The sequence below is a fragment of the Streptomyces sp. NPDC004539 genome, from assembly GCF_040610055.1.
GTDB lineage: Bacteria > Actinomycetota > Actinomycetes > Streptomycetales > Streptomycetaceae > Streptomyces.
Map to the genome: position 1 here is coordinate 50,425 of NZ_JBEXLS010000014.1, position 24,713 is coordinate 75,137.

At 71.1% G+C, this 24,713-nt stretch carries 19 protein-coding genes and 4 pseudogenes; 10 read left to right on the plus strand and 13 right to left on the minus strand.

The genetic code is table 11. The features are described 5' to 3' along the window. The first annotated feature begins 95 nt into the window (after window positions 1-95). Window positions 96-2,792, plus strand: coding sequence for an AAA family ATPase (locus ABZX85_RS27200; protein ID WP_355873688.1), 2,697 nt, complete (start codon window positions 96-98; stop codon window positions 2,790-2,792). 25 nt (window positions 2,793-2,817) lie between these two features. Here the strand turns inward: ABZX85_RS27200 and ABZX85_RS27205 are convergent, their stop codons facing one another. The 4 genes from ABZX85_RS27205 to ABZX85_RS27220 all read right to left on the minus strand — a co-directional run bounded on the left by ABZX85_RS27205 (window position 2,818) and on the right by ABZX85_RS27220 (window position 8,051). Next, window positions 2,818-3,615 (minus strand): alpha/beta fold hydrolase, encoded by a 798-nt coding sequence (locus ABZX85_RS27205; RefSeq protein ID WP_355873691.1) that lies wholly within the window; start codon window positions 3,613-3,615, stop codon window positions 2,818-2,820. 178 nt (window positions 3,616-3,793) lie between these two features. After that, window positions 3,794-5,575: a hypothetical protein gene (locus ABZX85_RS27210; RefSeq protein ID WP_355873693.1), complete on the minus strand. Its 1,782-nt coding sequence runs from the start codon at window positions 5,573-5,575 to the stop codon at window positions 3,794-3,796. Continuing rightward, a complete protein-coding gene (locus ABZX85_RS27215; RefSeq protein WP_355873695.1) occupies window positions 5,575-6,942 on the minus strand; it encodes a cytochrome P450 in 1,368 nt (455 codons plus the stop codon). Before ABZX85_RS27215 ends, ABZX85_RS27210 begins: the two co-directional genes overlap by 1 nt. Beyond that, window positions 6,939-8,051, minus strand: coding sequence for a polyprenyl synthetase family protein (locus ABZX85_RS27220; protein WP_355873698.1), 1,113 nt, complete (start codon window positions 8,049-8,051; stop codon window positions 6,939-6,941). The genes ABZX85_RS27215 and ABZX85_RS27220 overlap by 4 nt, the downstream gene beginning before the upstream one ends. A gap of 519 nt (window positions 8,052-8,570) precedes the next feature. Here ABZX85_RS27220 and ABZX85_RS27225 point away from each other — a divergent pair. Continuing rightward, the gene (locus ABZX85_RS27225) at window positions 8,571-9,902 is read left to right on the plus strand and encodes an MFS transporter (RefSeq protein ID WP_355873701.1); all 1,332 of its coding nucleotides are present in this window, start codon (window positions 8,571-8,573) and stop codon (window positions 9,900-9,902) included. Window positions 9,903-9,934: 32 nt separating this feature from the next. Next, entirely contained in the window at window positions 9,935-10,291 is a 357-nt protein-coding gene (locus ABZX85_RS27230) for a metalloregulator ArsR/SmtB family transcription factor (RefSeq protein ID WP_355873704.1), read from the plus strand. A gap of 186 nt (window positions 10,292-10,477) precedes the next feature. Here the strand turns inward: ABZX85_RS27230 and ABZX85_RS27235 are convergent, their stop codons facing one another. Then, a complete protein-coding gene (locus ABZX85_RS27235) occupies window positions 10,478-11,224 on the minus strand; it encodes a phosphotransferase (protein ID WP_355873707.1) in 747 nt (248 codons plus the stop codon). A 155-nt stretch (window positions 11,225-11,379) separates the two neighbouring features. Between ABZX85_RS27235 and ABZX85_RS27240 the strand changes: the two are divergent. The 4 genes and pseudogenes from ABZX85_RS27240 to ABZX85_RS27255 all read left to right on the plus strand — a co-directional run. Next, window positions 11,380-11,589 (plus strand): annotated as a pseudogene (locus ABZX85_RS27240) (VOC family protein); the annotation flags it as partial. A 71-nt stretch (window positions 11,590-11,660) separates the two neighbouring features. Further along, on the plus strand, window positions 11,661-12,452 hold the full coding sequence (locus tag ABZX85_RS27245; protein ID WP_355873709.1) for a serine/threonine protein kinase: 792 nt from the start codon (window positions 11,661-11,663) through the stop codon (window positions 12,450-12,452). A gap of 116 nt (window positions 12,453-12,568) precedes the next feature. Next, window positions 12,569-12,718 carry a hypothetical protein gene (locus tag ABZX85_RS27250; protein ID WP_355874175.1) on the plus strand — a complete coding sequence of 50 codons (150 nt, stop codon included), beginning with the start codon at window positions 12,569-12,571 and terminating at the stop codon, window positions 12,716-12,718. Window positions 12,719-13,038: 320 nt separating this feature from the next. Further along, on the plus strand, window positions 13,039-13,533 hold the full coding sequence (locus ABZX85_RS27255) for a hypothetical protein (protein WP_355873712.1): 495 nt from the start codon (window positions 13,039-13,041) through the stop codon (window positions 13,531-13,533). Between the two features lie 38 nt (window positions 13,534-13,571). Here the strand turns inward: ABZX85_RS27255 and ABZX85_RS27260 are convergent. The 4 genes and pseudogenes from ABZX85_RS27260 to ABZX85_RS27275 all read right to left on the minus strand — a co-directional run bounded on the left by ABZX85_RS27260 (window position 13,572) and on the right by ABZX85_RS27275 (window position 16,046). After that, window positions 13,572-14,464, minus strand: a pseudogene (locus ABZX85_RS27260) (IS982 family transposase). Between the two features lie 209 nt (window positions 14,465-14,673). Beyond that, a pseudogene (locus ABZX85_RS27265) lies at window positions 14,674-14,953 on the minus strand (transcriptional regulator). 20 nt (window positions 14,954-14,973) lie between these two features. Continuing rightward, window positions 14,974-15,669, minus strand: a complete 696-nt coding sequence (locus ABZX85_RS27270) for a nucleotidyl transferase AbiEii/AbiGii toxin family protein (RefSeq protein ID WP_355873714.1) — start codon at window positions 15,667-15,669, stop codon at window positions 14,974-14,976. Beyond that, the gene (locus ABZX85_RS27275) at window positions 15,666-16,046 is read right to left on the minus strand and encodes a hypothetical protein (protein ID WP_355873717.1); all 381 of its coding nucleotides are present in this window, start codon (window positions 16,044-16,046) and stop codon (window positions 15,666-15,668) included. The genes ABZX85_RS27270 and ABZX85_RS27275 overlap by 4 nt, the downstream gene beginning before the upstream one ends. Before the next feature lie 199 nt (window positions 16,047-16,245). Here ABZX85_RS27275 and ABZX85_RS27280 point away from each other — a divergent pair. Both ABZX85_RS27280 and ABZX85_RS27285 read left to right on the plus strand, forming a co-directional pair. Beyond that, window positions 16,246-16,740: pseudogene (locus ABZX85_RS27280) on the plus strand (ATP-binding cassette domain-containing protein); the annotation flags it as partial. 161 nt (window positions 16,741-16,901) lie between these two features. Continuing rightward, window positions 16,902-17,966 (plus strand): LacI family DNA-binding transcriptional regulator, encoded by a 1,065-nt coding sequence (locus tag ABZX85_RS27285; protein WP_355874151.1) that lies wholly within the window; start codon window positions 16,902-16,904, stop codon window positions 17,964-17,966. 397 nt (window positions 17,967-18,363) lie between these two features. Here the strand turns inward: ABZX85_RS27285 and ABZX85_RS27290 are convergent, their stop codons facing one another. From ABZX85_RS27290 to ABZX85_RS27305, 4 genes are read right to left on the minus strand one after another with little or no spacing between them, the layout of a single operon-like run. Further along, window positions 18,364-19,752 (minus strand): glycoside hydrolase family 32 protein, encoded by a 1,389-nt coding sequence (locus tag ABZX85_RS27290; RefSeq protein WP_355873720.1) that lies wholly within the window; start codon window positions 19,750-19,752, stop codon window positions 18,364-18,366. Then, on the minus strand, window positions 19,749-20,612 hold the full coding sequence (locus ABZX85_RS27295) for a carbohydrate ABC transporter permease (protein WP_355873722.1): 864 nt from the start codon (window positions 20,610-20,612) through the stop codon (window positions 19,749-19,751). The genes ABZX85_RS27290 and ABZX85_RS27295 overlap by 4 nt, the downstream gene beginning before the upstream one ends. A gap of 13 nt (window positions 20,613-20,625) precedes the next feature. Continuing rightward, window positions 20,626-21,576 (minus strand): sugar ABC transporter permease, encoded by a 951-nt coding sequence (locus ABZX85_RS27300; RefSeq protein WP_355873725.1) that lies wholly within the window; start codon window positions 21,574-21,576, stop codon window positions 20,626-20,628. Next, entirely contained in the window at window positions 21,573-22,982 is a 1,410-nt protein-coding gene (locus ABZX85_RS27305) for an extracellular solute-binding protein (protein WP_355873728.1), read from the minus strand. The genes ABZX85_RS27300 and ABZX85_RS27305 overlap by 4 nt, the downstream gene beginning before the upstream one ends. Before the next feature lie 164 nt (window positions 22,983-23,146). Here ABZX85_RS27305 and ABZX85_RS27310 point away from each other — a divergent pair, with 164 nt between their 5' ends. After that, complete coding sequence (locus tag ABZX85_RS27310; protein WP_355873731.1) at window positions 23,147-24,700, plus strand: GH32 C-terminal domain-containing protein; 1,554 nt, start codon at window positions 23,147-23,149, stop codon at window positions 24,698-24,700. Window positions 24,701-24,713 lie beyond the last annotated feature (13 nt).

Consider the following 24,713-nt stretch of genomic DNA (forward strand, 5'->3'; position numbering starts at 1 on the left):
GGGACGGTCCGCCGGCCTTCCCCGCCGCACACCCCTCTTCGCGAGAGGAACACCCCGCAGTGACACCGGCCGTCGAGAAGACATGCTCCCCCTCCGTGACGGCTCCCGGTGCCGCAGAGTGGCGGGGGGAGAGCGGGATTCTGCTCGTCCGAGGAGCGAAGTGCTCCGGCAAGACCGTGCTCCTCGGGACGATCGGTGACTCGGCCGCCGAGTCGGGGGCCCTGGTCCTGCGGGCGACCGGCTGGCCCAGCGAGCGCGCCTTCGCCTTCGGCGTCCTGCGGCAACTGCTGAACCGGCTGGCCGAGTCCGGCGAGGCACCGCCCTTTCGTCCGGCGGAGCCCGCACGGAACCGGGAATCACGGGAGCCGACCGGCCACGACGAGCTGTTCCGCCACTTTCTCCGCGTGACCGCGAGACGTCCGCTTCTCCTGGTCGTCGACGACGTCCACCACGCCGACCCGGCGTCGCAGGACTTCCTGCGGTTCGCCGCACGGCACCTGAGAGGGACGTCCGTACGGCTCGCGCTGGCCGAACGGACGACGGGAGGAGGACCCCCGGCCGGCCCGCGTGATCTCGGCACGGACGTGATGTGGCTGCCCCACACACAGGTGATCCGGCTGGGTCCGCTCACCCGGGAGCGGCTCGCCGAGTGGATCGTGGAGAGCACCCCGGCCCACGACCCCACCGGTGCGACGGCGAGGCGGATCGCGGCCCGTGTCCACGAAGTCGGCGGCGGCAACGTCCTGTTGTCCCGAATTCTCCTGGAGAGACGTTTCGGCACCACGGACCGGGGCGACGCCGAGGACGCCGGAGCCGACTTCCAGGACGCCGTTCGCGGCATCGTCGACGACAGCGGCGTACCCGTGCTGCGGCGCGGCGCGCGGGCGGCGGCCGTTCTCGGCCGGCACTGCTCGCCGCGGAGGCTGACCCGGCTGCTGCACGGGGACTCCGTGGCGGCGGACCGTGTCCTGCGGATGCTTGAGGACCTCGGGATGATGCACGGCGCGCACCTGCGGGGGCAGATAGGCGCGGCGCTCCTCGACGACCACGGATTCGTCGACCGGGCCGGGATGCACCTGGAGGCCGCACACGTCCTGTTCGATGACGGCCTTCCCCCGGATGCCGTGGCGCACCACCTGACGGCCGCCGGCCGGCTCGGCGGACCATGGCACCCCCCGCTGGTGCTGCGGCTCGTCCGGCGCTCGCTGGAGACCGGTGACACCGATGTCGCCGAGACGGTACTGGGACTCGCCCGGACCTCCCTGGACCCGGCCGAGTGCGCGGCGGTGGAGATGCTCCTGCTGCGCGCCACCTGGCTGGAGAACCCGTCCCTGGCGGCTTCCCTCGTGCCGTCGACGGTCGCCGCCGCACGGCGGGGCGTTCTCCGGTCGGCGGACCTCGCGTTCCTCGTGCGTGTGACGACCGTGCACGGTTTCCCCGACGAGGCCGACGAACTGCTGTGCGCGCTGCGGGAAAGGACCCCCGAGCCAGGCGCCCATCGCGAAATGCTGCTCGCCGAGACGCTGTACGCCTTGTGGCAGGGGCCGGCTCCGCACCTGCGGCATCTCGCGGACCTCATCGGCCCCGGCCCCTCCACCGAGGCGGCCGAACGCCTGGCGACCTATCAGCAGCCCTCGCTGCGGAGCGCCCTCTACAAGATCCCTGGGCTGCTGGAGACGGGAGACAGGCCCGGTGCCGTTCTCGCGGCGGAGCGGATTCTCGAAGGCGTCCGCGACGAGGCGTCCGGGCTGGAGCCCTTTCTCGCGGCCTGGTGGGCGCTCGCCACGGTGAACGCCCTGCCCCTGGCCGGGACGTCGTGCGCCGGGATCTCCGAGGCGTTCGAGGACTCCCCCTCCCCGCTGTGGCGAGCCCTGCTGTGCCTGTTCCGGGCGAGGTGCGCGACGGCGGCGGGCGACCTCGCCGACGCCCACGGGCAGCTCCGGGCCGCGTTGGGACACAAGCCGTGGGACACCTGGGGGTCGCTGACGGGGCTGCTGGGTGCCGCCCTGGTGGAGGTCCTGACGGAGATGGGCCGGCACGAGGAGGCGGCGGACGTACTCGCCCTGCCGCTCCATCCCGCCGCGCTGCGCGGGACGAGCGGGCTGCTGTACACGCGTGCCCGGGGCCGGCACCACCTGGCGACCGGCCGGCTGCCCGCCGCGCTGTCCGACTTCGAGGCGTGCCGGGACGCCTGCGCGCTGTCGGGGTGCGAACTGCCGATGCTCCTGCCCTGGCGCTGCGACATCGCGGAGACGTACCTGAGGACGGGCGACGTCCAGGGGGCCCGGCACCTCCTCGGGGAGCAACTGGCTCTCCTCCCCGACGGGGAATCGGGTGTCCGCGGGACGGCACTGCGCCTGCTCGCCCTGACCTGTGAACCGGCCGACCGCGTCCGTGGCCTCGACGACGCGGCCGACCAGTTGGAGCGGCACGGGAACCACCTCCAGCTCGCCTACACCCTGGCCGATCTCGCGCACACCCACCAGGAGGCCGCGCAGCCGCGCCTCGCCCGTACGGCGATGAAACGGGCCCAGCGCATCGCGGGGAGCTGCGAGGCGGGCGGACTCCAGCGGCTCATCACCGTCGACGCGCCCGCCGAGAGCCGGCCCGACTGGTCGAAGCTGAGCCTCGCCGAGCGGCGCGTCGCCCTGCTGGCCGCCCAGGGCCACACGAACCGGGAGATCTCGGCAAGGCTCTTCGTGACGCCCAGCACCGTGGAGCAGCATCTGACCCGGATCTACCGGAAACTGGGGATCAGCCGCCGGGAAGATCTCGGAATTCCCCACCGGTAGCGGCGCGTTCAGCCCGCCGGAGTGTCTACGGACGCGGACCTGCGGCCCGTCCGCAGCTCTGGCGGGCCGCGTGGACCAGGTGGTCGTGGATGACGGAACCCACCTCCCCGGACCGGGCGGTGAGGTAGAAGTGGCCGCCGTCGAAGACGTGCAGGGCGAACGGCCCTCGCGTGTACGGGCGCCACCGCGCGACGTCCGCCACCGGGGCCACGGGATCGGCGTCGCCGGTCAGCGCCACGACCGGGCAGCGCAGGGGCGGTCCGGGCACGTGCACGTGCGTCTCCGTCGCCCGGTAGTCGCCGCGCAGAGCCGGCATCACCAACTCGCGGAGATCCGGATCGTCGAGTGCCGTGGCCGTGGCGGCGTCCAGCAGGCGGACGTTGCGCAGAATGCCCTCGTCGTCACGGAGGTCGCCGTCCTCGCCCCTGAGATGCGGCGCCCGGCGTCCGGAGACGAGGAGGGCGACCGGGGCCCGCGCCCCGCCCGACTCCTCCAGCCGCCGCGCGATCTCGAAGGCGAGGACGGCGCCCATGCTGTGGCCGAACAGCGCCATCGGCCGGTCGTCCTCCCGGGCGACGAGCACCCGGACGAGCCGGTCGGTCAGTTCCGCGATGCTGTCGGCACACCTCTCGGCCCGCCGGTCCTGCCGGCCCGGGTACTGCACCGCCAGCACCTCCACCTCCGGAGCCAGAGCGGCCGACAGGGAGAGATAGGAGCCGGCCGAACCGCCGGCGTGGGGGAGGCAGACCAGTTGGACCGGGGCCTCGGGAGCGGCCGTGAAACACCGGAGCCACAGCGGCGATTCGTCGGTAGATCGATCCATCGTCCGCCTGCTCCTTCGCCGAAGTCGGTCGTCCGCCCACCAGATCTCTGACCGGAGGCTAGCCGGACCGTCCGGTCGGAGCGTCCCCCTATCACCCCCTAAGACCGTGTCCCGGCGGCGGCACCCGGTGGATGCCGCCGCCATCGGTGCTCCGCCTCGGCGGGCCGGTGTGCTTCGGTCACCGGCAGACGGCGGCCAGTCCGTCGGTGAGGCGGGCGAAGGGGTTGCGGCCGGAGAGTTCGGCGGCCCCGCTCAGCACGCCGAAGAACGCGCGGCGCAGCCGCAGTCCCTCGGCAGCGGGGAGCCGGAAGGTGGCGCGGACCGCCTCGTCGACGTCCATGAGCAGCCGCGCGTCCACACCGGGCGCACCCTCCTGACCGACGACGACCTGGCACCAGAACCGGGCGACGAGGTCGCGCAGGACGACGGTGTGGTCCGCGCCAGCGGCCGGGGCACCGGCGACAGCGGTGTCGAACACCCGCCGCCAGCCGTCGCCGAGAGCGAGGAGCTCACCCTCGTCCTCGGCGCCGTCGCAGAGGGAGAGGACCTCGGCGGCAGCCGTGCGGAGGGCCGGGTCGGTGCCGTCCGCCAGGCTCCTGCGCGCGATGCGCCGGGCCCGGTCCTCGGCCGGGAGGGGGGACACCGGCTCCCAGAGCGGCTCCCAGCCGGAGCCGTAGAGGTCGTGTCCGGGACGCAGTGTCCAGCCGGTGCGCTGCGGGGCGGCGTAGGCGGACGCCAGGTCGGGGACCGCGCCGGTGTACGCGGCCAGTTGACGTCTCACCTGGTAACGGGGGGTCAGCAGGTACCACAGGCAGGCACCCATGGACAGTTCGGCGGCTTCGTCGTGACCCGGCTGTCCGCAGGGGCATTCCAGGACGGTGTCCGTGACCTCGGCCAGGGCGGCGCCGTAGCCGGTGACGGCGCTCGGACCACGGACCGCCAGCGCCAGGAGGAGCTGGTTGAAGCTCTCGTGGTGCGCGCAGTCCGCCACCGCGTCCGTGACGTCGTTGTACCGCATGATGTTGTCGATGGCCCGCTGGACGTTGTCGCAGGCCGCGGCGGAGGCGAACTCCCCCCGGGCGTCCCCGACCTGACGGTAGTGACCGCTGCTGAGCATCAGACGGTAGTACGGGGCTATCGCACCGTCCCAGGAACGCGCACCCATGTATTCGTCGGGCGTCACCGGACGCGGTACGACGCCGTCGTAGGACTCGGCGGCCATCGCGTCCTTCACCACCATGAGTCCGCCGACCGCGACCACCTCCCGGACCGCGAGCGTCGCCGCGGGGCCCGACAGGTGGACGAGCCCCTCGCCGGCGGCGGCCATGTACAGGTCGTGGCCGCCCGCGCCGGAGTCGTCGAAGGCGTCGCAGAAGTCCACGGCCGAGGTCAGCGACATCATCGAGGCGCACAGGTCGTGCAGCCGCGCGTCGTCACCGCGGATGAACTGCCAGGCGTAGACGCTGCCCCACAGGTCGCGCATGGCCATGATGGGGTCCGTGGCGGCCGGGACGCGCCGTAGGTACTCCTTCCACAGCTCCCGTGTCTCGCCCCCCTTGGCGGGCGAGACCTCCGCCAGCCGGGCCAGGCCCCGCGCGGCGGGAGTCGCGTCGGCGCGCCACAGAGCGGCGGCCTGCACCGCCGTGGTGCGGCGCGCTATGTCGGCCAGCGGACTCGCCTCGACGGCACGGATCAGCTCCGGCTCGTACACCGTCCGCATGATCCGCCGCGCCATCCGCAGCCCGCTGTCGGGGGAGGGCATCGTCGCGGTCCCGTAGGGCACGTAGGCGGGTTCGCCGACCAGGTACGTCGTCGCGCCGTCCGGTGCCGCCGGGCCGTCGTCGACGGTGTGCACGCGGTCGAGGAGCGCGAGCGCGGCGGGGCCGCAGACCAGTCCGCAGCGCTCGGCGTTCCAGGCGTCGGGCCGGTTCTCGCGGGTGAGGGGGGCGGCCGTGGTCATCAGCGGTTCCTCTCGACCCGCACGAGGGTGCGCGGGGGAAGCAGGAGCGCGGTGACGGTGGGTCTGGCGTCGGCGGAGCCCGGCGGGTGGAAGAGGCGCCAGCGGCTGAGCAGGGTGGCCAGCGCGATGGTCGCCTCGACGGTGCCGAAGACGTCGCCGATGCACTTGCGGCGGCCGGCGCCCAGGCTGAAGTAGCCCTGGCGCTGGACGTTGGTGACGCGGTCGGGGCTCCAGCGGTCGGGGTCGAACGTGTCGGGGTCGGAGAAGACCGAGGGGTCCCGGTGCAGCGCGTAGGGGCTGAAGAAGACTCCGGCGTCGGCGGGTATGTGTCCCTCGTCCCAGGGGACGTCCTCGGTGGTGACGCGGCTGACGAGCCAGGCGGGCGGGTACATGCGCAGGCCCTCGGTGATGACGTGCTGGGTGAAGCGCAGCTTGGGCAGATCGCCGTACCCCGGCAGCCGGGGTTCCCCGTCGGGGCCGCCGCCCAGCGCTTCCTGGAGCTCCGCGCGCAGCCGCGCGAGGATCTGCGGGTGGCGGTGGAGCAGACGGACGGTGTGCGTCAGCGAGGAGGCCACCGACTCCAGGCCGGCAGTCAGGAAGGTGACGACCTGGTCGTAGACGGCGGCGTGTGGGTCGGGCTCCTGCTCGCAGGCGGCGACCACCATCGACATGAGGTCGCCGTGGTCGGTGCCGTCGGCCCGGTAGTGGTCGACGACCTTGTCGACGACTTTCCGGGTGTGCGCGGTGACTTCCTCGTAGCGGCGGTTGACGGGGATCGGCAGCGCGGCGAAGAACCGGCCGGGCACGATCATCCGCCAGTAGACGCCCCGCATGATGTCGGGGACCGCCTGTGCGATGTGCCGGGCGGCGGGGTCCGCCTGGTCGGCGGAGATCAGCGTACGGCCGATGACCAGGGTGGTGAGGCGGTGCATCTCCTTGTAGAGGTCCAGGACCTGTCCCGGCCGCCACGACCCGGTGACCTCGTCGGCGGAGTCCGTCATGACCTCCGCGTACCGCTCGATGCGGCTGCGCTGGAACGCCGGCTGCATCGCCGGCCGCTGCCGGGCGTGATCGTGGGCGGGGCAGCTGGCGAGTCCGTTGCCGACGTACGGGCGGACCCGGTCGAAGAGGGGGCCGCCCTTGTCGAAGAGGTCCTGTTCGGTGGTGTGCAGCCGGCGTACGAGTTCGGGACTGGTGACGACGTAGGCGGGCTGGTTGGCGAAGCGGATGCGGACCACGGGGCCGATCTGCTGGAGTCCCCGGAAGAAAGTCAGCGGGTCCTGCGCCATGTTGGGGATGTGGCCCAGGAGCGGGAGCCCACCGGGTGCGTTCGGGACGGTGGACGGGGGAGCGGAGACGGTGGTCATGAGGTCCTCACAGTGCTGGTCAGGGCGATCTCTTGGAGAGCGGCGGTCGCGGCGGGCGTGAGATTCGCCTGGTCGAGCGCCTGTTGTGCCTGTTCCCGGCGGACGCCGATGAGCTGTTCGACCGCCGCCCGGGCGCCGGTGACGCACAGGAGGTGCCGAATCCGTTCGGCGTCCTCCTCACCGAGGCCGGGACTGCCGATCAGCGCGCGCAGGGTGCGCCGCTGTTCCTCGTCGGCGTGCTGCATGGCAAGTGCCACCAGCAAGGTGCCCTTGCCGTCCCGCAGATCGTCCAGACACGGCTTGCCGGTCTCGCGGGGATCGCCGAAGGTGCCCAGGACGTCGTCGCGCAGCTGGAACGCCTCCCCGATCGGGAGCGCGTAGGCGGACAACGATGTCAGCAGGTCGGGCTCCGCCCCGGCGAGGGCCGCGCCGAGGTGCAGCGGTCGCTCGACGGTGTAGCGGGCGGTCTTGTAGCGGACGATCCGCAGCGCGGCGTCGGCGTCGTCCTGCGGCGGACCGGTCGCCAGGAGGTCGAGGTACTGGCCGAACATCACTTCCGAGCGCATGGCGTTCGTGACCGTCCGTACGGCAGCCGCACGGCCATCCGGTATTCCCGCGCTGTGCAGGAGTTCGTCGGACCATGCGTGGGCGAGGTCGCCGAGCAGGATCGCGGAGTGTTCCCCGAACCGGTCGGGGTCGCGGAGGTGGGAGTACGTGGCGGCCAGGGCGCGGTGCACGGTCGGCGTCCCGCGCCGCAGGAGGGCGCCGTCCATCACGTCGTCGTGGATCAGCGCGAACGCGTGGAACATCTCCAGAGACGCCGCGGCCTGGATCACGTACTCCGGCGGCTGCGGGTCCCCGCCCGCCGCGCACCAGCCGACCGCGCACAGCAGCGGTCGTACGCGCTTGCCGCCGTTGAGGACGAAGTCCCGCAGCAGTGAGGTGACTTCGGGAGGCAGATGCCGTGCGTGCGCCGCCTCGGCCTTGGCGTCCAGGAACTCTTCCAGTCTCCGGTCGACCCGGTGCCGCACGGCGGTGAGGTCGAGGTTCGGACACTCGTTCTGCACACGAGGCGGGGGTGGAGCGGGCAGGTAGGTGTCACTTTTCATCGGTCCCTCAAATGGTCTGGGGGGCGAGCTGGTCTACTGGAAAAAGGTAAGAAAGCGAGAGTGGGGGTTTAGGTGAGGGAAATCGAAACGGTGAGCGTGAACACCCGATAAAGAAAGCAGGATCGCTGCTTGTTCGTCAGGGAGGAGCGCTCCCACGCTTGGTGGAGAACCGTAGCTTCAAGACATTTGAAATAGCAAGAACTTCCGAAAGTTTACGCGGATATGAGGAAGCGGCGTTTCGTATACCTCTGGCGGAATGAGTGGAGTTCGAGGAATTGCTTTACTCGTCTGGCGGGCGGTTCCGCCGATAATGCCGTGATCTGCGCCAGCCGCCTCAAGTGAGTGCGATCGCAAACGGCTTCTCGGTCACCCGCTCGTCCCTGGGCCGTGACCGGTCACCGAGCGGCGGTAACCGCCGTGAAACGCCGCCCACCCCTGCGGCTCACCAGACATCATGTGCATTCATGCGCACATGATGTCTATGCTGGTGCGGTCGAACCCCACCCCCGGGAGAGGCCCATGCCGTCGGTACTCCGCCACCCCACCTACCGCCGCCTGTTCACCGCACAGGTCGTCGCACTGGTCGGCACCGGCCTGGCGACGGTCGCGCTGAGCCTGCTCGCCTACGACCTGGCGGGGGCGGACGCCGGATCGGTGCTCGGTACGGCGCTGGCGGTGAAGATGGTCGCGTACGTAGGGACGGCGCCGTTGATCGGTGCGGCCACGCGGCGGCTGCCGCGGCGGACGCTGCTGATCGGGGCGGACGTCACCAGGGCCGGTGCGGCGCTGACGCTGCCGTTCGTGACCGAGGTCTGGCAGGTCTACCTGCTGATCTTCCTGTTGCAGTCCGCCTCCGCGGCCTTCACGCCCGCCTTCCAGGCGGTGATTCCGGAGATCCTGCCCGAGGAGCGCGACTACACGCGGGCCCTGTCGCTCTCCCGGCTCGCCTACGACCTGGAGAGCCTGTTCAGCCCGGCCCTGGCCGCCGCCCTGCTGACGCTGGTCAGCTACGACCGGCTCTTCCTCGGCACGGTCGCGGGTTTCCTGGCGTCCGCCGCGCTCGTCGTCTCCGTCACCCTGCCCGACCTCGGGGCGTCGAAGGAGGTCCGTGGCGGCGCCGTCCGTCTCTTCCGCTCCACCCCGCGTCTGCGGGCCCTCCTCGCGCTCAACCTCGCGGTGGCCGCCGCGAGCGCCATGGTCACCGTCAACACCGTCGTCTACGTCCGCGACCACCTCCACCGGTCCGCCGCGGACGTCCCGCTCGCCCTGGGCTCCTACGGCGCCGGCTCCATGACCTGCGCCCTCCTGCTGCCCCGCCTCCTGGACCGCCGCACCGACCGCTCGCTCATGCTCCCCGCCGCCTTCGCCCTCGCCGCCCTCCTCGGCCTGACGGCGGCCGGCTCGCACGCGCCGACGAACTGGCGCTGGCCCGCCCTCCTGGTCGCCTGGGCCGCCGTCGGAGCCGCCACCTCCCTGATCCTCACCCCCACCGGACGCCTCATCCGCCGCTCGGCGGCACGGGCCGACCTGTCCGCCGCGTTCGCCGCGCAGTTCTCCCTCTCGCACGGCTGCTGGCTGCTGACCTACCCCCTGGCCGGCTGGCTCGGCGCCACCGCCGGCCTGTCCACCGCCGCCCTCGCCCTAGCCGCGCTCGCCGGCGGCGCGGCACTGCTCGCCCTGCGGCTGTGGCCGGCCCACGACCCCGCCCGCGTCGAACACGTCCACCACCGCCTGACCGGCGCCCACCCGCACCTCACCGGCGCCCACCCCTCGGGCGCCGGATGGCGGCACACCCACGACTACGTCATCGACGACCTCCACCACCGCTGGCCCCGGCCCGCGACCCACTGAATACCGGCCTGCCCCGCACCTACCATGTGCGTATGAGCGCAAGCACGCACATGGCAGATGCACACCCCTCGCAGCAGCACGACGACGGCGAGCGCCTCGACGCCGCCGCGGCCATCCTCGCCCTGCTCGCCGACCGCACCCGCCTGTCCTTGCTTCGCCGCCTCATCGAGGGCGAGGCCGACGTCACCACCCTCGTCGAGTCCAGCGGCGCCGCCCGCCCCTCCGTCAGCCAACACCTCGCCAAACTCCGCCTCGCCGGCCTCGTCGCCACCCGCAAGGACGGCCGCCACGTCGTCTACACCCTCCGCCACGGCCACCTCCGCCGCCTCGTCACCGAGGCACTCAACGCCGCCGACCACCAGATCGGGCAGTTGCCGCCCCACGACTGACGACTCCTGACAAAAGGGTGAGTCGGTCGAGATGGGGAAGACCACCGCCGGGCCGCGGGCGCGCATTGAGCCGTCTGCCGGTGCGGTCTGCGTACCGCCTCTGTGGGAGTCAGCGCAGGCGATCGTCCAGGGGAGGGCCTTCTCGACGCGCCAGGACATGTACGTGGCAGTCGGACCCGCGCGGCCTCACATCCGGGATCTCAGCACGTCGACCTCACAGCCCGGAGCGAACGGGTCGAAGCCGTGCTCGGCCAGCCAGCGAACGATCAGTAGGCTTCGCAGCGACCACCAGGCGTGGATCACGTTGAGGTCGACGGCGGCGCCGTAACCGGCGATGACGTCGTCGAGGTGCTCCTCGTGTCCGAGCGTGAAGGTGGCGAGGTCGTACAGGGCGTCGCCCTGGCCCGCCTCGGACCAGTCGATGATGCCGGTGACCTCGTCGCCGTCGACGAAGACGTGCGCGATCTGGAGGTCGCCGTGCGTGAACGCCGGCGTCCATGGCCGGAGCGCGGCCTCGGCGACCTGGCGGTTACGGGCGACCAGGTCAGCAGGCAAGACGCCGTTCGCCACGAGCCGCTCGCACTCGTCGTCGAGTTCCGCCGCCAGCGCGAAGATGCTCCGGCCGGCCTGGCCCTGCCGGGGCGGCAGCGGCGCGTCGTGCAGTCTCCGGATGGCGGCGCCCGCCGCGCCCCACGCCGCCGGCGACCCGGTCGACGGACCGCCGAGGCGCCCGAGCGTCGTCCCCGGCAGTGCGGCGAGGGCGAGCACGGGCGGCTTGTGCCACAGGACCTCCGGGGTCGGGACCGGTGCGAGGGACATCGCCTCGACCTCGGCGTCGACGCGCGCCTGATCGGCGTCCACCTTCAGGAACACGTCGCCGACGCGCAGGGTCGCGCGCTCGGAATGGGCGACGACGACTTCGACCTCATCCATGGGCGACCAGTATCCCGGGGATGATCGCCGATGTCGCCGGGGATATCGCAGGCGACTACGCGGCTGACCGCGTGTCACCCATCTCGCGGCCTCGTGCACGACATCGATCTCTGACCAGGCCAAGCTCACCACCTTCGTGAGGAGACGCAAGACGTCACCAGGCGTCCCGCCGTGCCCTGGGCGCCACCGTCGCGGAGTTCCAGCCGCAGGACGCCGTCCGGGTGCTCTTCGACCCGGCAGGCCACCCCTTCTGCCTCTGCCGAGACGACGGACAGCGGCGCCGCACCGAACGGACGTCCCCGCTTCGTCGCGTGAATCCGGTCGCCCGGGGAAGGAACCGGACAGTGTCGGGCGGATGTCTGTGACATGGCTGCTCCCGTGCGGGGAGCGGTGGGGCGGGCGTTCGGGGCCGGTGACGTATACGGGGGAGAGCGGAGTGGAGACGATCATCGTGCAGCCGCTAGGGCTGGCGCGGGCCGGTGCGGGCGGGGTGGGAGTGGCCGGGCTGCTGAAGATGGCGCCGGGTGACGTGGCCGAGTTCGGGCGGGGACTGCCCGGCGGGGAGGGCGTGTCCATCGTGCTGCCCGACCCCGGGATCTCCCGGCGGGCCGGACTGCTGGAGGCCGCCGAGGACCACTGGCGGCTGTCCAACTACAGCGCCGGGACCGCGTACCTCGTCGAGAACCTGGAGGGCGCGGGGGAGTACATCTCCGTCGGCCCGGGCAGGCTCGCCGCGCCGGTGCCGTTCGAGTTCTCCCGGGTCGTCCTGCCGGGGGTGCGGGGGACCGCCGGGTTCAAGGTGTTCGCCCCGCGCCACGCCTACCGGGGCGAGGAACCGGCCCCCAGGGCGGGGGAGCGGACCCTGCACCCGTACCCGCTCGACACGGCGGCCAAGTACTTCCTCGTCCTCGTCGCCCTGTGCGAACCCCGGCTGCGGGACCCCTCCGACAGCACCCTGCCCGGCGCCGGGGACATCGTGGGACGCCTGCGCCCCCTGCCGGACTGCCACGACCTGACCCGGTCCGCCGTGAACTACCACATCGACTACCTCGCCACCCGCAAACTCCGCCTGGACCCCGCCGACACCCCCGACACGGACACACCCCGCCGCATCGGAGCCAAACGCGCCGCCCTCGTCTCCGTCGCCCTGCGCTTCCGCCTCGTCCGCGAGGAACACCTCGCGCTGCTCCCCTCCCGCAGGCGAGGCACACTCCCGACGGCCACCTGATCCCGGCCGGTCGGCGGGGGCCCTCCCGCCGGTCGGGGGAGTGAAACCGGCGGACGCACCGGGTGGGATGGGGAGAAGGAAGCCGCCCGACAGCACGCACCCGAGGACGACCGCACGTGACCACCTCCCCGGAGACCCTCAAAGCCCTGTACGCGCACGCCCGTCCCCACCGCTGGACGATCGCCCTCGGCCTGAGCCTCTCCCTCCTCGGCGCCGCCGGCGGACTCCTCCAGCCGCTCGCCACGAAGACACTCCTCGACCGGTAGGGGAGGACGCGGGGAGTAACTGGCCTCAGTCTCCCCAGCCTGACGCGGGACCGTACCCCGGCCACTTTGGCTACAACGCGACCGGGGTCCAGACAGGCAGCGGCTAGCGGCAGCATCTGTTCGTCAGCCCGGTGAAGCCCGGGCATCCGTACATCGCGTTGATGACCTAGACGAGTAGATCCGATGTGACGGTGGTCGCCGCCCGGCCGGCCGGAGCCTCATGAGCGCGGGACTGGAGAACTGGCCAGGCCGCTCCGTCCGGACGCCTCGTCGTTATGGTGTGGTGGTCTGCCGAGGCCATGAACAGGAGGGGCGGGCTCATGACCATCGAGTATCGGTGGCTGTTGGACGAGACTCCCTGGCCCGAGCAGGCAACGCTCGTCTACGGCGAGATGGTGGAACTGGTGACGCCACACCCACCGATTCCGAGACTGGGCTGGCTTGGGCCGGAGATCGTGGGCAGCCGCGGTGTGATCGTCGCGTGTGTCATCGAGCAGGACGAGCGTGATGGCCACGTCGGACCGCTCTACGCGGTGGAGACCGAGGACGGCAGCCCCTGGAGGCTGCGGCCGGAGTTCCTGGTCTCCCGGGGAGGACTTCATCCCGACATGCCGCCCCGCTATCGCAGCGACCTGCCCGAAGGAACCCGCGTCCGAATCCGCCCGGAATCAGGTACATCGGGCGCGACGACGGAAGCTGTCGGGGAGGTCGCCGGGATCTGGTGGACGACGTCCTTGGAGCCGCCGAAGGGCTACATCGTGCAGGTTGGCGAGCACTCCCACCGCGTGACCCCGCAGGAGACCGAGGTCCTCTGACTCGGCGAGAGCCTGCCTGCGGTCACTGCCGGATGCCGTCAGTGGTCAAACGCGATCAGCGAGCGAGTGACAGGTTCGCCGGTCCGGTTGTTATGCCAGATCCCGGCAGCCATCGCCAGGGCCCGCTGGGCCACCCGAATCGCGACGCCCTCGAAAGTCCGCCTGCCGTGTTGTTCCAGGTCAAGCTGGCCTTTGAGGGTGTCGTTGACCGACTCGATGAGCTGGCGGACCTTCTTGAGCATCGGCTCGCCGTACCGCTGCTTCTCACGCTTGAACGACAGCCGAAGCAACTCGACGCCCAGCTCAGCGAGTTCCCGCTCGAACACCTTCGAGACGAAGGCCTTGTCGGAGACGAGCATGATGCCCTCGCGGCGGGCGACGAGCTCCGCGTCGACTTCGAGCATCGCGGCCAGTACCTCCCGCTCGTCCAGCTTTGGGTTCGCCAGTGCCACAGGATCGGCATGCCGGTCGGGGTGCACACCAGGTACAGACGGAGACCCCAGAAGAAGCGGGAGTGGGAGGCACAGTAGCCGTAGCCTGCCCAACCCGCGATGTTCGATCGTTGGACGGTCGCGCGCGACATGCCGCACGACACCGGCGTGGAGTCGGTGATCCACACCGTGTCCGTCCAGAAGTCGCTGCCCCGGGCCAGTTCCCGGATCACGCGCTTGACCAGCGGCAGAGCCGAGCGCAGACGCTTGTTGTAGCCCGCGCGCTGGGGTAGGTACGGGAACATGCCGGACAGGTGCCTGTGCGCGTAGCGCAACCAGCGGGCCTCGGAGTGGTAGCCGAGCAGGGCTTGGGCCGCTGCGAGGCAGATGAGTTCGGAGTCACTGAACAGGGGCGAGCGGCCCAGCCATCGCGTCCCTTCGATCTCGTCGTCGATCTTTACGTAGAGTGAGGTCAAGAGGGTGTTCAGGTCGGTCGTCACAAACTGATCTTGGACACCCTCGTACCTTTGACGGGGCGGAACTTCGGATCTACTCGTCTAGTCCGTCCGCGGTGTACAGCCAGGGCGTCACGGCGCGGGCATACCGTGACGCCGGGTAGCTCCTCAACCGCGTCGCTCTTGTCCGCGGTACGGGAAATCGAGGGCGATCACATCTGTCAGGGGTGGTGCGTGCGGCTCCGGCATTTCCGTCACACGGGTGCCCGGGGGCGGGAGGCGAGCGCTGGGAAAGCGTCTTCCCATACGGTGCGCACGGCTCGGCCGACGAGGTGCGCAATACCGGCCACAGCTGAGAAGCAGACCGAGGCTGAGGTACTTGCGCAGGTCGTAAGAGGTAATCCCGGACGAGGTCAGGTGTAGCGGTAGGTCCACGACCCTCTGGGCCGGACCGTGCAGTTCGTGCGGCGATTCCGGCAGACGACGCCGGAACTTGTTCCTGCACGACGCGAGTTCGACAGCGACTTCGTGCAGACAGGCTGGTCAAGGCGGCTTCATCTGTACTCGCCGTCGCCTTCGACAAACGGCTCGGCAAGGCGCTGGGCGAGGTCGTCCTGCCACTGCTGGGCCCAGTGCCGGAGCTCCGTGATACGTGCGGCATCCAGACCGTAGGCTTCGAACTCGGCATCGCTCACCCATGCCACCGATTCCAGGCGATCATGCAGCTCCTGAACGTCGAACTCCTCAGGACGGCGTGCCCCCAGCGCCTCCAGCTCGCCGATGCTGAACTGCTCGGAGGCCGCGTGCACATCGATCACGTCGCGCGGCAGTCCGCGGTCTCCCAGTGCCCGTACCTTGGTCCCGATGAGGTCCTCCAGGGCGATGACCGGGCCGAGTCCCAGCAAGACCGGTGGCTGCCAGAGCACCTCCTTGAGAAGGTCGACTTCGCAGGACTGTCCGGTTTCGGGGTCGGTGGCCAGAAAACGGGCCTTGAGGGGCGTGGCATGCAGTGCGGAGATCCGCCAGCCGCGTGCACTCAATCCATGCGTCAGGTGGTCGGCGATCTGCGGCAGCGCGGTGGGGTGGGTGGTGGCGAAGTCGAGATCCTGGCTGGGGCGATGGACGATGCCGTGCGCCTGGATCGCGTAGCCACCCATGAGAGCGAGTCCGTAGGGGCGGCCCAGGTCGAGGGTGTCGATGAGGAGCCGGCGGTGGTGCGTGGGGAGATCCGGTAGCTCCTGGTGGGTCACGCGGCAGCCTGGCCGGTGCGCGGGCGCAAGCGGGGGAAGGCGTCCTCCCATGCCGCGCGGACGCCGCGGCCGACCATTTTCCGGAGTCGGGGCCAGTGGGAGGTCAGGAGGTCGCCGTTCAGGAATTGGATGTAGTCGTCGTGCAGGCCCGTGGCCAGGACGATGCGGTACATGCCGAGGAGCAGCTTGTCGTCGTCCAGATCGAAGGTGCGCAGTCCGGACCAGGCGAGGTGCAGAGGCAGATCCACAGGGCCGCGGGTGGGGCCGGTCAGTTCGGTGAGGTTCGACGGCAGCTGGTCGGAGGCGGGGCCCCAACGGGAAGGCGTGGACACGTCGCGCTCTGCGGTGTGCTGGTGACCGGGGCCGTACGAAACCATGGGGCCAACGATAGTGGGTCGTGACTCCTGGGCGAGGCGCGGGAGCAGGAGTTTGGGGTTGAACCGTCGACTGTGACGCTCCTTTGACGCTCATGGCGCCCGCGAGGTCGTCAGCCAGGCGGAAAACCCCTGGTTGGACTGCTATTTCTCCATATGCTGCCCAGGTCGACACCTTTACGATTACCGGCCCCGGTGTCCCGGCGCCGGCAAGTCCACCCTGTTCGCGCTCCTGGAACGCTTCTACGATCCGACTGACGGCTGCGTCCTCGTCGACGGCCGGGACGTACGGGACTGGCCCCTGCCCGACCTGCGCGCCACCATCGGCTTCGTCGAGCAGGACGCCCCCGTCCTGGCCAGCACCCTCCGCGAGAACCTCCTGTTCGCCGCACCCGCCGCGACCGACGATGACCTCCGCGACGTCCTGCACCGCCCCCGGCGCCTTCTCCTCGACGAGGCGACCTCCCAGCTCGAGACCGTCAACGAACTGGCCGTCAGGGACATCGTCACCGAGGCAGCTCGCGAGACGACGATGCTGGTCGTCGCCCACCGGCTCCCCACCGCCACCGGCGCCGACCGCATCGTCGTCATGGAGTCCGGCCGGGTCCGGGCGACCGGAACCCACACCGAACTGATCGCCAGGGACGAGCTGTACGGGAGGCTGGCGGCGACCCGACTCCTCACGCTGGCACGGTGATTCCTGGCGCTGGCTGAGACAGGTTGTCCGGGGGGTGGACCGGCCTCCGGCGGGATACGTGCCCACGGCTCCCGCGTCCCGCCCGTCGTGCCGTCCCGTCCGCCGCCGATAGAGTGGACCGTGATCGACAAGGACGGGCCGGGGTGAGGGTGGCGGACGGCATGGGCGGTGCCGAGGAGAGCGGGAACGCGGGCACCGGGCGTCCGACGTCGAAGGACGTCGCCCGGCTCGCCGGGGTGTCGCACACCGCGGTGTCCTTCGTGTTCAACGGCCGGGCCGAGGGCAACATCGCGCCCGCCACGCAGCAACGCATCCGGGAGGCCGCCGCCCGCCTGGGCTACCGCCCCGACCCGGTGGCCCGGGGGCTGCGCAGCCGCCGTACGGCCGTGATCGGGCTGGTCACCGACGAGATCGCGTCGTCCCCGTTCGCCGGGCGGCTGCTGCGCGGGGCCATGGAGACCGCCTGGGACCGGGACCACCTCGTGCTCACCGTCGACTCCGGCGGCGACCCCGCCAAGGAGGACGCGGCCGTCGCGGAACTCCTCGACCGGCGGGTGGACGGCATCATCTACGCGGCCATGTCGCTGCGCCGGGTCCGCGTGCCGGAGGGCCTGCGCCGTACCCACTCCGTGCTGGCGAACTGCCTGCCCGAGGACGGCTCCCTGCCCGTCGTCGTCCCCGCCGAACGCGCCGGCGGCCGTGCCGCCGCCCGCCTCCTCCTCGGCGCGGGCCACCGCCGGCTCGCCGTCATCGGCGGCCTGGACGACATCGCCTCGACGGAACGCACCCGAGGCTTCCGCGACGCCCTGCGCGCCGAGGGCGTCACGGTCCCGGAGGAGTGGATCGTGCGCGACGGCGGCGAGATCTCCGCCGGTCACGCGGGGGCGCTGCGCCTGCTTGACGGCGTCGCCCCGGACCGCCGCCCCACAGGAGTCCTCTGCTACAACGACCGGGTCGCGGCAGGCGTCCTGCACGCCGCGACCCGCCTCGGCATCGACGTCCCCACCGACCTCTCGGTGGTCGGCTACGACGACCAGGAACACATGGCCGCGTTCCTCACCCCACCGCTCACCTCGATCGCCCTCCCACACCGCGCGATGGGCGAGACGGCCACCCGGCTGCTCCTGGACGCCATCGACACGGGCCGCACCCCACCGGCCACCGTCCGACGGCTGGCGTGCCCGGTGGTCACCCGGGCTTCGGTGGGGCCGGCGCCTGCTTGCTGATCGGCGGCTCGGCGAGGGTGCCGGGATGGTGGTGGACGCGTTGGGGGACCACGGCCCGTCCGGGGGCTGCCAGGGCTTCCGTAGGTTCGGCGCCCGCCCGCTGACCGGGGGCCCGGACCGTCGACCCGTAGCTCGGCAAGGTCGCGGGGCGGGCGGCGGACGTGCTGGGGACCATCCCCTGCCGCCTGCCGCCTGCCGCCTGCCGCCTGCCGCCTGCCGCCCGCCGCGCCTGCCCGGCGAGCGGCCTGCCCGCCGAGCGGCCTGCCCGCCGAGCGGCCGGGCCTCTGAGGGACCGGTGCCCACCCACCGCCCTGCGCCTCGGCCAAGTCGCCGGGACGTCAGTGGACGCGCCAAGTGACCGCCGCTCACCCGCCCGGCGGCTGGCCTGGACCCGTGGTCACCCGGGCCTCCGTGGGTCCGGCGCCCACCCCCTGACCCGGGCGCCCGGACCATCGACCCGCAGCTCGGCGACGTCGCCAGGGCGTCGGTGGACGCGTTCGGTGACCATCGCCCGTTCCCCCACGAAGAGTTCGAGCAGCGAGCCGTCCACCAGGAGCCGTAGCGTGAGGTCCGGTGCCTTCGGGACGTGGACCGTGATCGGGGCGGAACCTTCCCTGCCGGTTCGGGGCCAGGCGGTGCGGTCGAGGAGGACGGTTCCCTCGGCGGGGTCCGTATGGATGGTCAGTTCGTGGCCCGAGGCGTCGCGGAGGAGGCTCACCGTGGTCGGCGCGTACGCCGTGACCGTCAGGTCGTACGCGTCGGGGAGTGGAGTGATGCCGCCCGGCGTGCTGATGAACGGCTCGACTGGGCGCAGGAGTTCGAGTTCCGGCGCCGGACTCACCCGCAGCGACCCGTCAGGGTGGACGTCGACGACCCGGGGCGCCGTGAGTACCCCCGCCCACCCGGCCCGGTCCACCTCCTCCTGCGGACGGGCCTCCCACGACCACCCCCACAGCAGGGCGCGGTCAGGCTCCTGGAGCACGGCGGGGGCGTAGAAATCCCGGCCCTGGTCGAGCCGGCCGCCGACCCGGGTCACGAACCTCAACTCGCCCTCGCCGCCCACGTCCAGACGGCCCGTCAGATAACCGGTCGAGTACGGGTCCCCGTCCCACAGCGACAGCAGGAGCACGTGGTCGCCCCCCGGCGTCCCGTACACCTGCGGGCACTCCCACCCCACCGCCCCCTTGTCGCCGAACACCCCTGCCGCCACCGGGTCGTTGCCGTCCAGGAGGACACCGGCGAACCGCCAGTCGGTGAGGTCGTCGCAGTCGTAGAGGAGGACCGACGGTGTGCCGTCGGCGTGGCCGGCGCCGACGAGGGCCCAGCGGTGGTCCGCGTGGTGGAAGACGAACGGGTCGCGGAACATGACCACGTCCAGTCCGGGCGGGGGGCCGGAGACCACCGGTGTGGGGAGCGGCTGCCACTCGGTGAGCAGGGCGTCGTTCGGGTCGGTCGCGCGGGCCAGGCAGATCGTGCCGAGGCCGGTGTGGGTGTGGTCGATGCCGGTGTAGACGGCGGTCGGGGTGCCGGCGTCGTCGACCACGCAGCCCGACCAGCAGCCGGCCTCGTCGGGCCCGCCGGGGGTCGGGGTGAGGGCGATGGGATGGTGCTCCCAGTGGACGAGGTCGGGGCTGGAGGCGTGGCCCCAGTGGATGTCGGCGTGGACGGGGGCGTTCGGGTTGTACTGGTAGAAGAGGTGGTGGCGCTCGCGCCAACGGAACGGGCCGTTGGGGTCGTTGATCCAGCCGGCGGGCGGACGGACCCGGAAACGGGGGGTGTTGCTCAACGGTTGACTCCTGCCGAGGTGATGCCCTCACGCAACGGGCGCTGGCCTACGGCGAACACGGCGACGGCGGGCAGCATCGACAGCACGACCCCGGCCAGGACCACCGAGATCGACCCGGTGCCGAGGTTGCCCTGCAAGGAGACCAGGCCCAGCGGAAGCGTGTAGTTCTGCCCGGAGGTCTCCAGGATCAGCGGCCGGAAGAACTCGTTCCAGTGGTAGTTGAAGGCGAGCACACCGACGATCGCCAACCCGGGTGCGGCCAGCGGGGCGTACACCGAGCGGAAGATCCGCCAGGGGCCGGCACCGTCCAGCATCGCCGCCTCGCCGAGGTCCTTCGGCATGCCCAGGAAGTACTGGCGCATCAGGAACGTGCCGAAGGCGGTCGGGAAGGCCGGGACGATCAGGCCGAGGAGCGTGTCGGTGAGACCCATCGACTTCAGCACCAGGAACACCGGCACGATGGTGACCTGCAACGGCACCATCATCGTCGCCAGGACGAGGCCGAACAGCGGCTTCTTGAAGCGGAACTCCAGGCGGGCGAAGGCGTATCCGGCCAGCCCGGCCGTGATCATCTGGCCGACGGCGATCAGCGCCGTCACCAGCGTGGAGTTGAGGGCCAGCAGCCATACGTCGAGCTGCTGGAACACCCCGTGGTAGGCGGCGGTCGTCGGGTGCGTCGGGATGATCTGCGGGGGCAGGTCGAAGGACTCGGCGGGGGTGCGCAGGGACGTGGAGACGGTCCAGATGACCGGGCCGAGCGTCAGCAGGGCGCACACGGTCAGCGCGGTGATCCGGGTCCAGGGGGTGAGCCGGTGGCGTACGCGGCTCAGGGTCAGGGGCGATTGGCTTACGGCGCTCATGCGGCTCACCGGCTCACTCGTAGTGGACGAAACGCCGGCTCAGCCGGAACTGGAGGGCGGTGACCGCCATGATCAGCGCGAAGAGCAGGACGCCCACCGCGGACGCCTCGCCGAAGTCGAGCTGCTCGAAGGCCCGTTCGTAGATCACCATGACGACGGTCCGGGTCGCGTCACCGGGACCGCCGTCGGTGAGGACGTACGGCTGCTCGAAGACCTGGAGGGCGTTGATGATGCCGACCACCGACGCGACGAGGAGCGTCGGGGACAGCAACGGCAGCGTGATCGCGAGGTGTTTGCGCAGCCCGGTCGCGCCGTCGAGGGCGGCGGCCTCGTCGATCTCCTTGGGGATGTTGTTCAGCCCGCCGACGAACAGCAGGAACGAGAACCCGAACTGCTGCCAGACGTAGACCAGGATCACCGTGGCCATCGCCGCGTGCTCCGAGGTCAGCCAGGGCACCGGCGCGATCCCGACGAGCCCGATCAGCCAGTTCACCACCCCGAAGTCCTGGTTGAACAGGTACTTCATCACCACCGAGATCGACGCGGCGGACAGCACCAGCGGGAAGAAGAACGCCGACCGGAACACCGACCGCAGCCACACCGGCATCCGCCCGTTCACCGCGAGCGCCAGCACCAGCGCGATCAGCAGTTGCAGCGCGACCGCGAGCACCATGAAGACGAGCGTGTTGCGGAAGGACACCAGCACGGTCGAATCCGTGAACGCCGTACGGAAGTTGGCACCCCCGGCGAAGCGCGGCGGATCGATCACGTTCCAGTGGAACAGGCTCAGCACGACCGACCCGACGATCGGTACGACCGTGAAGACGACGATGCCGACGATGGTGGGCGCCAGGAACAGCCCGGCCAGCAGCCGGCTGCCACGGTCGCGCACGGAGGGCCGGACGGGGACGGCGGCCGGCGGGACCGCCTGTGAACTCACTTCCTGTACCTGGGTGTTCGTCATACCTCACGCTCCATGGCCCGCTCCAGGTCGCCCTGCATCCGGCGCAGCGCCGGACCCACCGCGCGCGGCGAGGCCAGCGCGGTGCCGGTGTGCTTCAGCAGGACGTCGGTCACCTCGGCGACCTGCGGCGGCGCCGGGATCGGACCGGTGTCGGGGAACCGGTCGAGGGTGTCGTAGAAGACCCGCCAGTGCGCGGGACCGCCCTCGGCGTAGCGGGCGGGGTTCAGCATCGAACGGCGGGCCGGGGTCGTCTGGTTGCCCTGGAACAGCCGGGTCATGGTGTCCTCGAGGGCCGCGTACTTGATGAACTCCCAGGCGGCGTCCTGCTTCTTGGAGGTGCGCAGCAGCGCGTAGCCGGCCGCGCCGAACTGGTGGCGCTGGGTGCGCCAGCGGGGGAAGTACTGGACGTCGTAGTCGCCCGCCCGCATACCGGCCAGCCGCAGGCCGCCCGCCCAGAAGCCGCCCGCCGGGGTGACGCCGACCCGGCCGGTGGAGAACACGCCGACCAGGTTGCTGCCGTTGCCGCCCTCGGGCCGGGAGCACAGGTCCTCCTGGACGAGGGAGGCGAGATAGCCGTACGCCTCCTCGACGCGGGCGTCGGTGGCCTGCGGGGTCGTCCAGCGGAAGCCGCCGCCGCGCCCGCGCCGGTCGGCGGGCGGGTAGAAGGTGTCCCACAGCCAGGAACCGCCGGGCGCCTTCGACTCCTTGAGGAGGTTCGTGCCGTTCGCGAAGAGCCAGGGGACGACGCCGCCCCACAGCCGGTTGGTCCAGAAGTACGGGGTGAAGTGCTCGCCGCCGGACCGCTTCGTCGCCCGCAGCAGCGCGGTGAAGTCGTCACGCGTCCAGTCGGCCGCCGGGAAGTCCACGCCCGCCCGGCTCAGCACCCGCTTGTTGAGGTACATGTCGGCGGCGTTGAACTCCATCGGGAGCTGGTAGAGGCTCCCCTCGAACATCATCGACTCCACCAGCGAGGGGTGGACGTCGGCGAAGTACTCGCGCAGTTCGGCCGCGTCCCGCCGCACCCAGCGGTCCAGGGGGACGCCGAGCTTCTGGGCGAACAACTGCACGCCCTCGGTGGCCACATAGACCAGGTCGGGCGCGGAACCGGCGGCGATCTGGGTGAGGATCTTCGCGAAGAAGTCCGACCAGTCGACGGCCTGCACGGCGTTGACCCGCAGCGGGATGTCGGGATGGAGCTTGCGGAAGCCCTCGGTGAGGGCCTTGACGGTGGCGGGGTCGAAGGCGGAGCCGAGGGTGGCGACGACGAGCGAACCGTCGTCGCGGCCGGGGATGTCGGCTCCCGTGAGCCGGTCCCAGCTCGCGGCGGTACCGGCCAGGGCGGCGGCCCCCGCCCCGTACGCGCCGTACCGCAGCAGTGTGCGGCGAGGGAGGTGCGAGTCAGTCATCCAATGGGCCTAACTCGTGTTAGTTCAGGGGTGATGCCCCAGATGATGGGAACCGGGCGAGCGGCCTGTCAAGGGTCGGGAAGGGTTGACCTTTAACGAGTTAGGTCTACAGTCCTCGATCACACGAGCCGCAGTTTCACGTGTCCTGAAAGGGGCGATGCGTCATGCCCGGAACCCCGGGGATCTCCCGGAGGACGTTGTTCACGGGATCGGCAGCGGGCGGAGCCGCCGTCCTGCTGTCGACCGGTACGGCCACGGCCGCACCCGAGTCCGCCACGAGCTGCGCGAGTTACCGCGCCGACTACCACTTCACGGTCCCCGACCAGTGGATGAACGACCCGCAGCAACCCGTCTGGATCGACGGTGAGTACCGCTACTACTACCTCTACAACGCCGACTACTCCACCGGTGTCGTCGGCACCGCCTGGCGTCTGGCCACCACCAGGGACCTGGTCTCCTTCACCGACCGAGGGGTCGCCGTACCGAAGGACACCACGCCGAACGGCGACCTCTGGTCGGGCTCGGCGGTGGTCGACACCGGGAACACGGCCGGGTTCGGCGCGGGCGCGGTCGTCGTCATCGCCACCATGTCCCCCGGCGGCGGCACCGACCGCCAGGCCCAGTACCTGTACTACTCGACCGACGGCGGCCTCACCTTCACCAACCACGGCACCGACCCCGTCCTGCCCAACCCGGGCGTCGCCGACTTCCGCGACCCCAAGGTGATCCGTGACGTGGACCGGGGCCGCTGGGTGATGACCCTCGCCGAGAACGACAAGGTCGGCTTCTACCACTCCGCCGACCTCAAGTCCTGGACGTACGTGAGCGGTTTCGTCCACGGTGGCATCGGCGTCCTGGAGTGCCCCGACCTGTTCCGCGTCACCGCCGCCGACGGCACGGTCAAGTGGGTGCTCGGCGTGAGCGCCAACGGCAAGGGCGCGGGGCTGCCCAACACGTACGCCTACTGGACGGGTTCCTTCGACGGCACCACGTTCGCCGCCGACGCGGGCGAACCGCAGTGGCTCGACCACGGCTGGGACTGGTACGCCGCCGTCACCTTCGAGAAGCGGACCGCGAGCGGCGCCGTGGACCCGGCCGCCCGGTACGCGATCGGCTGGGTGAACAACTGGGACTATGCCAACACCACCCCCACCATCGACTGCGACGGCTTCAACGGCACCGACTCGATCGTCCGCGAGATCACCCTCAAACGGGCGTCCGACGGCACCTACTACCTCGCCTCCCGCCCCGTCACCGGCCTCGACTCCTACGTCTCCCGCACGGTGAACCTCGGTGACGTCACCGTCGACGGCACGAAGGTGCTCGACTACACCGGCGTCTCCTACGAGGTGACGACCGAGGTCACCTGGTCCGAACTCACCGGCGCCGGACTCCAGTTGCGGCGCTCACCCGACGGTGGCCGGCACATCGACGCCGGGATCTACGGCACCTACGCCTTCCTCAACCGGCGCGGCACGGTCAACGCCGACACGTCCGGGAGATGGCAGGAGAGCCGCACCCCGTTCGACCCGTCCGCCGGCATGGTCAGGCTGCGCATCCTCGTCGACCGCACGTCGGTGGAGATGTTCGTCGACGACGGCCGCTACACGCACACCAGCCAGGTGTTCCCGTACCTGCTGGACACCGGGCTCGCGCTGTTCACGATCGGCGGCGGCGCGGTGTTCCGCAACACCGTGATCCGGGAGTTCTCCGTGTGAGACTTCGATATGT

Bases quoted from the DNA above. Each gene is read 5' to 3' on its own strand.
- ABZX85_RS27205 (WP_355873691.1), bottom strand. From the start codon at position 3,615: ATGGATCGATCTACCGACGAATCGCCGCTGTGGCTCCGGTGTTTCACG.
- ABZX85_RS27210 (WP_355873693.1), bottom strand. From the start codon at position 5,575: ATGACCACGGCCGCCCCCCTCACCCGCGAGAACCGGCCCGACGCCTGG.
- ABZX85_RS27215 (WP_355873695.1), bottom strand. From the start codon at position 6,942: ATGACCACCGTCTCCGCTCCCCCGTCCACCGTCCCGAACGCACCCGGT.
- ABZX85_RS27220 (WP_355873698.1), bottom strand. From the start codon at position 8,051: ATGAAAAGTGACACCTACCTGCCCGCTCCACCCCCGCCTCGTGTGCAG.
- ABZX85_RS27225 (WP_355873701.1), top strand. From the start codon at position 8,571: ATGCCGTCGGTACTCCGCCACCCCACCTACCGCCGCCTGTTCACCGCA.
- ABZX85_RS27230 (WP_355873704.1), top strand. From the start codon at position 9,935: ATGAGCGCAAGCACGCACATGGCAGATGCACACCCCTCGCAGCAGCAC.
- ABZX85_RS27235 (WP_355873707.1), bottom strand. From the start codon at position 11,224: ATGGATGAGGTCGAAGTCGTCGTCGCCCATTCCGAGCGCGCGACCCTG.
- ABZX85_RS27255 (WP_355873712.1), top strand. From the start codon at position 13,039: ATGACCATCGAGTATCGGTGGCTGTTGGACGAGACTCCCTGGCCCGAG.
- ABZX85_RS27275 (WP_355873717.1), bottom strand. From the start codon at position 16,046: ATGGTTTCGTACGGCCCCGGTCACCAGCACACCGCAGAGCGCGACGTG.
- ABZX85_RS27285 (WP_355874151.1), top strand. From the start codon at position 16,902: ATGGGCGGTGCCGAGGAGAGCGGGAACGCGGGCACCGGGCGTCCGACG.
- ABZX85_RS27295 (WP_355873722.1), bottom strand. From the start codon at position 20,612: ATGAGCGCCGTAAGCCAATCGCCCCTGACCCTGAGCCGCGTACGCCAC.
- ABZX85_RS27300 (WP_355873725.1), bottom strand. From the start codon at position 21,576: ATGACGAACACCCAGGTACAGGAAGTGAGTTCACAGGCGGTCCCGCCG.
- ABZX85_RS27305 (WP_355873728.1), bottom strand. From the start codon at position 22,982: ATGACTGACTCGCACCTCCCTCGCCGCACACTGCTGCGGTACGGCGCG.
- ABZX85_RS27310 (WP_355873731.1), top strand. From the start codon at position 23,147: ATGCCCGGAACCCCGGGGATCTCCCGGAGGACGTTGTTCACGGGATCG.